This is a genomic window from Bacillus paramycoides (assembly GCF_001884235.1).
Classification (GTDB): Bacteria; Bacillota; Bacilli; order Bacillales; family Bacillaceae_G; genus Bacillus_A; species Bacillus_A paramycoides.
In genome coordinates this window covers 1-5,528 of record NZ_MAOI01000136.1, presented here as the reverse complement: position 1 = coordinate 5,528, position 5,528 = coordinate 1, and the positions used below count along the sequence as shown (strand labels likewise).

The 5,528-nt window shown below is 32.2% G+C and carries 4 protein-coding genes and 1 pseudogene; 1 reads left to right on the top strand and 4 read right to left on the bottom strand.

From position 1 onward, the window contains the following. The 4 genes and pseudogenes from BAU28_RS28190 to BAU28_RS28175 form a co-directional block, all read right to left on the bottom strand. The coding region (locus tag BAU28_RS28190) for an alpha/beta fold hydrolase (RefSeq protein WP_116500501.1) at nt 1–389 on the bottom strand (389 nt) is incomplete at its 3' end. A gap of 562 nt (nt 390–951) precedes the next feature. After that, entirely contained in the window at nt 952–2,028 is a 1,077-nt protein-coding gene (xerS, locus tag BAU28_RS28185) for a tyrosine recombinase XerS (RefSeq protein ID WP_071721271.1), read from the bottom strand. Between the two features lie 1,692 nt (nt 2,029–3,720). Then, nucleotides 3,721–3,963 (bottom strand): annotated as a pseudogene (locus BAU28_RS28180) (hypothetical protein); the annotation flags it as partial. A gap of 227 nt (nt 3,964–4,190) precedes the next feature. Then, complete coding sequence (locus BAU28_RS28175; protein ID WP_071721268.1) at nt 4,191–4,373, bottom strand: hypothetical protein; 183 nt, start codon at nt 4,371–4,373, stop codon at nt 4,191–4,193. A gap of 267 nt (nt 4,374–4,640) precedes the next feature. On the opposite strand from BAU28_RS28175, the gene tnpB reads away from it, so the two are divergent. Beyond that, nucleotides 4,641–5,528: IS200/IS605 family element RNA-guided endonuclease TnpB (gene tnpB / locus BAU28_RS28170; RefSeq protein WP_071721266.1), on the top strand; the 888-nt coding region annotated here is incomplete at its 3' end.

Here is a 5,528-nt window from a genome sequence, read left to right as displayed (position 1 = left end):
TCATGAGCAACAGAATTTTGAATAACAAATCCAAGCACCCTTGACGGCTGGCGAACAGCAATGCGGAGGCCGACTGGACCCCCATAATCCTGAACATAGAAGACTGACTGCCTGATGCCAAGCAGATCCAATAGCTTTTCCATAACAAGAGAAATGTTATGGAACGTGTATGTAAATTCATCGGGAGCAGGCATGCTGCTGTTTCCAAAGCCGGGATAATCAGGTGCAATGACATAAAACTGGTCAGACAAAAGAGGAATTAGATTCCGGAACATATGGGAAGAACTCGGAAAACCATGGAGCAGCACAATCGCTGGATTTCTGCGGCTTCCTGCTTCCCGGTAAAAAATACGCAGGCTATCAATTGTAGCAATGTGGTAACTTACCATCTATCCATCTCCTCTCAGCCTTTAGTACCCCTCTATCTTTTTGTATGCAGATAGGGAGGTATTTAACAGTTTTTTCGTTACTCCATTTTTGATTATTTTATCATGTTCTATTGCAGTTCCTTGTTAAACTAAACTCCCGTTAATTGAATAACTTTTTTCAAGAATATGGCCCGATTGTGAAACAAGAAAAAAGCCTATATTTCAATACAGGATTTTTGATCAAACTTTATTATAAACGATCAGACTTTTTTCGAAATAATCGAACTTTATTTCAAATCAACAGCAGCTGCGTTTATATATTTTGGAAGGAGAAGGGAACTTTTAAATAAAAATACAAACTGTTCGTTAAATTCTGATTTAACGTAAACAACAATTGTAAGAATCTAAAATTTTTATTTATATCTATCATGAGAGGGCTTTTATATACCAATTAAAGTAGAATTCAAACTATGTATTTTTTACACAATAAAATCAAATATGAAACGAATAACATAGAGTGTTTAAATCTCTAGGCTAGTTAGAGAAAAGAATAAAAGTTCAGCAATTTTGCATTGCTGAACTTTTATTCTTTATTCTTTCCTATTCTTCCTAAACTATCTTTAATAGTTGTTTCCCCAAGTTGAGTGTATAACAAAGCTGTATCTTGACTGGTATGTCCAAGTTGCTGCATCACTTGTAAGGAGTCTTTTTCTTCCATATATAATTTATTTGCCAATGTATGTCTTAATTTATGAGGAGACATTCTTTTACCAAAGGCCTTAGTATATTTTTCTACTATATCTTGGATAGCCCTAACCGAAAGAGGCTGTGCAGTATGTTTATACTTCGATAAAAATACATTTTTTAATTCTTTCCCTGGAGCATATTTGTTATCTCTAATTTCCATATACTTTTCAAGATCATACAATGCAATTGGAGTAATCCATACTGAATCTTCTTTGTTTCCTTTTCGTATTACATCAATTAGTCTTTCTTTTAAGTTTATATCTTCCATACGAAGATCTGCTAATTCACTTACACGAATACCACTACCAAGAAAGAGGGAGAGAATAGCTACATCACGCTCTTTATCTCTTAGGAAATAGAACAATTGATGTTTTGTTAAAGATTTTTCATGTTCGTACTTAACGTAATTCAAAAACTCTTGATCATCATCATTATGAAATATTTTAGATCTCATACGTTTTGCACGTGCATTTAATGTTTCTTTATCTTTATGTATTTCAATCTTAGCCATTACATTTCTATAAAAATAACATTCTCCATCATCATTCTCTGATAGGGAGGTAAGGTACTTAAATAAAGACTTTAAGGCTGAAATTTTTCTGTTAACAGAGGAATTCTGCATGTTTTGTTGTAGTTTTAGAAACCTCATAAAGTTCTCAACATCTTTTTTCTTTAAATTCTCTAAATCAGAGAAGGATATGTCTTTAATGGGCTTAAATTCAATAATTTGTTCAGATAATAGCCAATTAAAGAAGACTCTAAAATCATATACATAATTCAGTAGGGTGGAGGGAGAGGCATCATGCAATTCTTTGTACTCCACAAATTCTTCTATGTAAAAGGGCATTTCGTTTAAATTCTCGTATAATTTCTTACGATGTACGGATTTTTGACGTTGCTTGCTGTAATCCATAAAAATCACCTCATATATACTATAACAGAAAAAGAGTGCGAACACAAGTTCGCATTAAATTCAATTTTTACACAAACTTATTTACATAATTAAATTATGGGATGCTAAAATATACTAAAAATTGAATGGAATAGTGTAGTTATTCTAATAAAAATTATAGATAATTAAGTGATAAATTTGTATTAGGCTAATAAAACTAGTACAAAAATTACATTTAAATGTAAGTAAGATAAAGCAATTTTATATATAAATTTATACAAAATGAATACATGAATACAACATAAAAGTCGTTATAAAATATGAATTGGTTAATTTAATCATGATTATCAGGAGTTAATTAGATCAACACAAGAAAAGCTCTTATAAATTAAAATGCAATTCACTATAAAGATTGCTAGTGAGTAATTCAGCATTTGATTATTTTCATATAAAATATGAATTACATAGATGTATACCAATACAAAAATCTATGCACATGAACGGGAAATCCCTAGATACCGTATTAGATTTTTATATAACCATCTTAGTGTTCGTAAAATCGGTATTTCGTGCGAAGTTGTGAAGTGTTTGTTTTTTCCCCTTTTTACGATACTTTTATGCTCATCCAATAAAATGTATTATTCACCTGTCATCAGTAATAATATCTTTTAGTTTCTGATACATTCACTTATACACATTAATGTTGATTATACGGTTACTTATAGGGTACAGACAGTATATAAAAACACGTTAAGAAAATTTTAATACAAAATAACTAACTTTAACCTCTTAAGACTAAATCGGTTGTGTTTTACTCAAAGCTTAATTGTTTGTAATATTGAAAGAGAGTGTTTCCTTTAGTCCTTTTAGGTCAAAGGTATCTTTTATTATCCTTGTTTTAGGTGAACGCTGAGCAAAATTTAATTCTAATACATATTTGAAAATATAATTTTGAAATTCTTTCATCTGTCTCAATAAGATAAGAATTCTTTTCATTTTGAGACAGACTTCACTCTTTTATTACAACTACTTATAAGATCTCTTATGTAAACAAGGATTTTGGGAAATACGCCGTCATATCAACGTTTGCGACACTTTCGAAAACTTGCACTTACAACAACTTTTATACATCGTTGATTTTACGCTATTTTCACCTTAAGACACCGTTATTTCCTGCATAAACTTCACATTGTTAACTATCTCTATTTTCATTCGTTGTGTTCGTTTGTTTTGTTAGAGAATAATAAAAAAACAATTAAATAGATTAATTGTTTTTTCTATGCAAAATCTTAATTTTTATTTTTTTGAAGTAACCTATAATGCTTGAAAAAATGAAATCCCCCAATGCGAGTGGTATATAGATAAACCATATCTTTAATATAGCCTTTGTTTCTCTATGATTAGAATCCTCCATTCAAATCACCTTATCCCCTTCATTTATCTATATTTTCATTTTAATTCCATTAACAAGAAAATTATACCATTTATTTAACTACTAGTCTTTATTTTTAAAAGATTCTCAAAGTCTTTCACCCTTATCATCCCTTAACAACAAATAAAACCAGAAAATCCATGTACAAAAAAAGAGCGCTTTTCTTCAAAGCACTCTCCAATAGGAATTTACCAATCTCGACGGTCATCACAATCACAGTCATGATGATGGTTATGTCTACGACGACAGTCATCACAATCACAGTCATGATGATGGTTATGTCTACGACGACAGTCATCACAATCACAGTCATGATGATGGTTACGTCTACGACGACAGTCATCACAATCACAGTCATGATGATGGTTATGTCTACGACGACGGTCATCACAATCACAGTCATGATGATGGTTATGTCTACGACGACGGTCATCACAATCTCTTTGTCTGCGTCTGCAAAACATTAAATCATCCCAAAATCTATTACAATCTCGAGAATGTCTGAAATTATCATTACATCCCATAAATATGCTTACCTCCTCTTAACAATAGAATTCATCATATTCTATGATTAAAAGTTAAAAACAGCTTGTTTACTAGTCTATGTTCTGCATTTTAAAGTATAATATTCATTTTTAATCTTCAAATTGCAAATCTATTTCACCCCTTATCATCCATTAACAACAAACAAGACGCCATCCAGATTACGACAGCGCCTATAATAGTAGTTATAAATTTAATAAAAGCATTTTTACTTATTTCCTTGTCTCCATACCCCATTCTTTTTGTGATAGATATCCTTGCTAGTCATGAATTGAAACGAGCTACCAGGAATACTATATTTTTTATTTTTCGCTCTTTTCTCTTTAGACTTTTCCAAAATAACTTGTTGTAGATCTGTTCTCCATTGCTTTAAGCGTTCTTTTTCTCGCATCTTCACTTATACCCCTTTAAATGAAAATTTATATTCCCATATTAAATATATCTCTGGAATCCAATTTATGAAAGGGGTTACAATCGCTGGTCAACTTAGGGTTATGTCAAGTCAAATGTCCATTTTATCGTTTTCTGACAGAATACTCCTTCCTCAAGCGTGTGAAGGGCGTTAGCCCAACGGTAGGTGGGAAATGAATGTCAGTAGGCGTAAGCCTACGTTTTTTTGTATACTGTAGATATCCTATAACAAAGTGAGGTGCAACTTATGTTAGTAAATAAAGCATATAAATTTCGTATCTTTCCAAATAAGAAACAAGAAATAGTAATTGCTAAAACGATTGGTTGCAGTCGCTTTGTATTTAACCATTTTCTTGCTCTATGGAATAACACCTATAAAGAAACAGGAAAAGGATTAACCTATCCTTCTTGCTCTGCCGAGCTCACTCGATTAAAAAAGAAGCAAGATACAATCTGGTTAAAGGAAGTAGATAGTATCGCTCTTCAATCCACATTAAAAAACCTCGCAGATGCTTTTTCACGTTTTTTCAAGAAACAAAATGATATTCCACGTTTCAAGTCTAAAAAGAATAAGATTCAATCCTACACAACTAAGCAAACGAACGGAAACATTGCAATTGTAGGCAACAAAATGAAATTGCCGAAACTTGGGCTTGTTCGCTTTGCCAAAAGTCGTGAAGTAGAAGGTCGTATTCTAAATGCAACGATTCGCCGTAACCCAAGTGGTAAATACTTTGTATCTATGCTCGTCGAAACAGAGGTACAAGAAATGCCTAAAACGGAATCCACTTGTGGAATTGACGTTGGATTAAAAGATTTTGCCATTCTTTCTGATGGTACAACATACAAGAATCATAAATTCTTTCGTACATTAGAAGAGAAGTTAGCAAAAGCACAGTGTATCCTTTCTAGAAGAAAGAAAGGTTCTTCGAACTGGAATAAACAACGTGTGAAAGTTGCACGAATCCATGAACATATTGCAAATGCAAGAGCTGATTACTTACATAAACTTTCTACTGAAATCATCAAAAACCACGATGTCATCGGTATGGAAGACTTACAAGTCAGTAACATGCTCAAAAACAGAAAGCTTGCAAAAGCGATTAGTGAAGTATCTTGGTCACAATTTCGAACG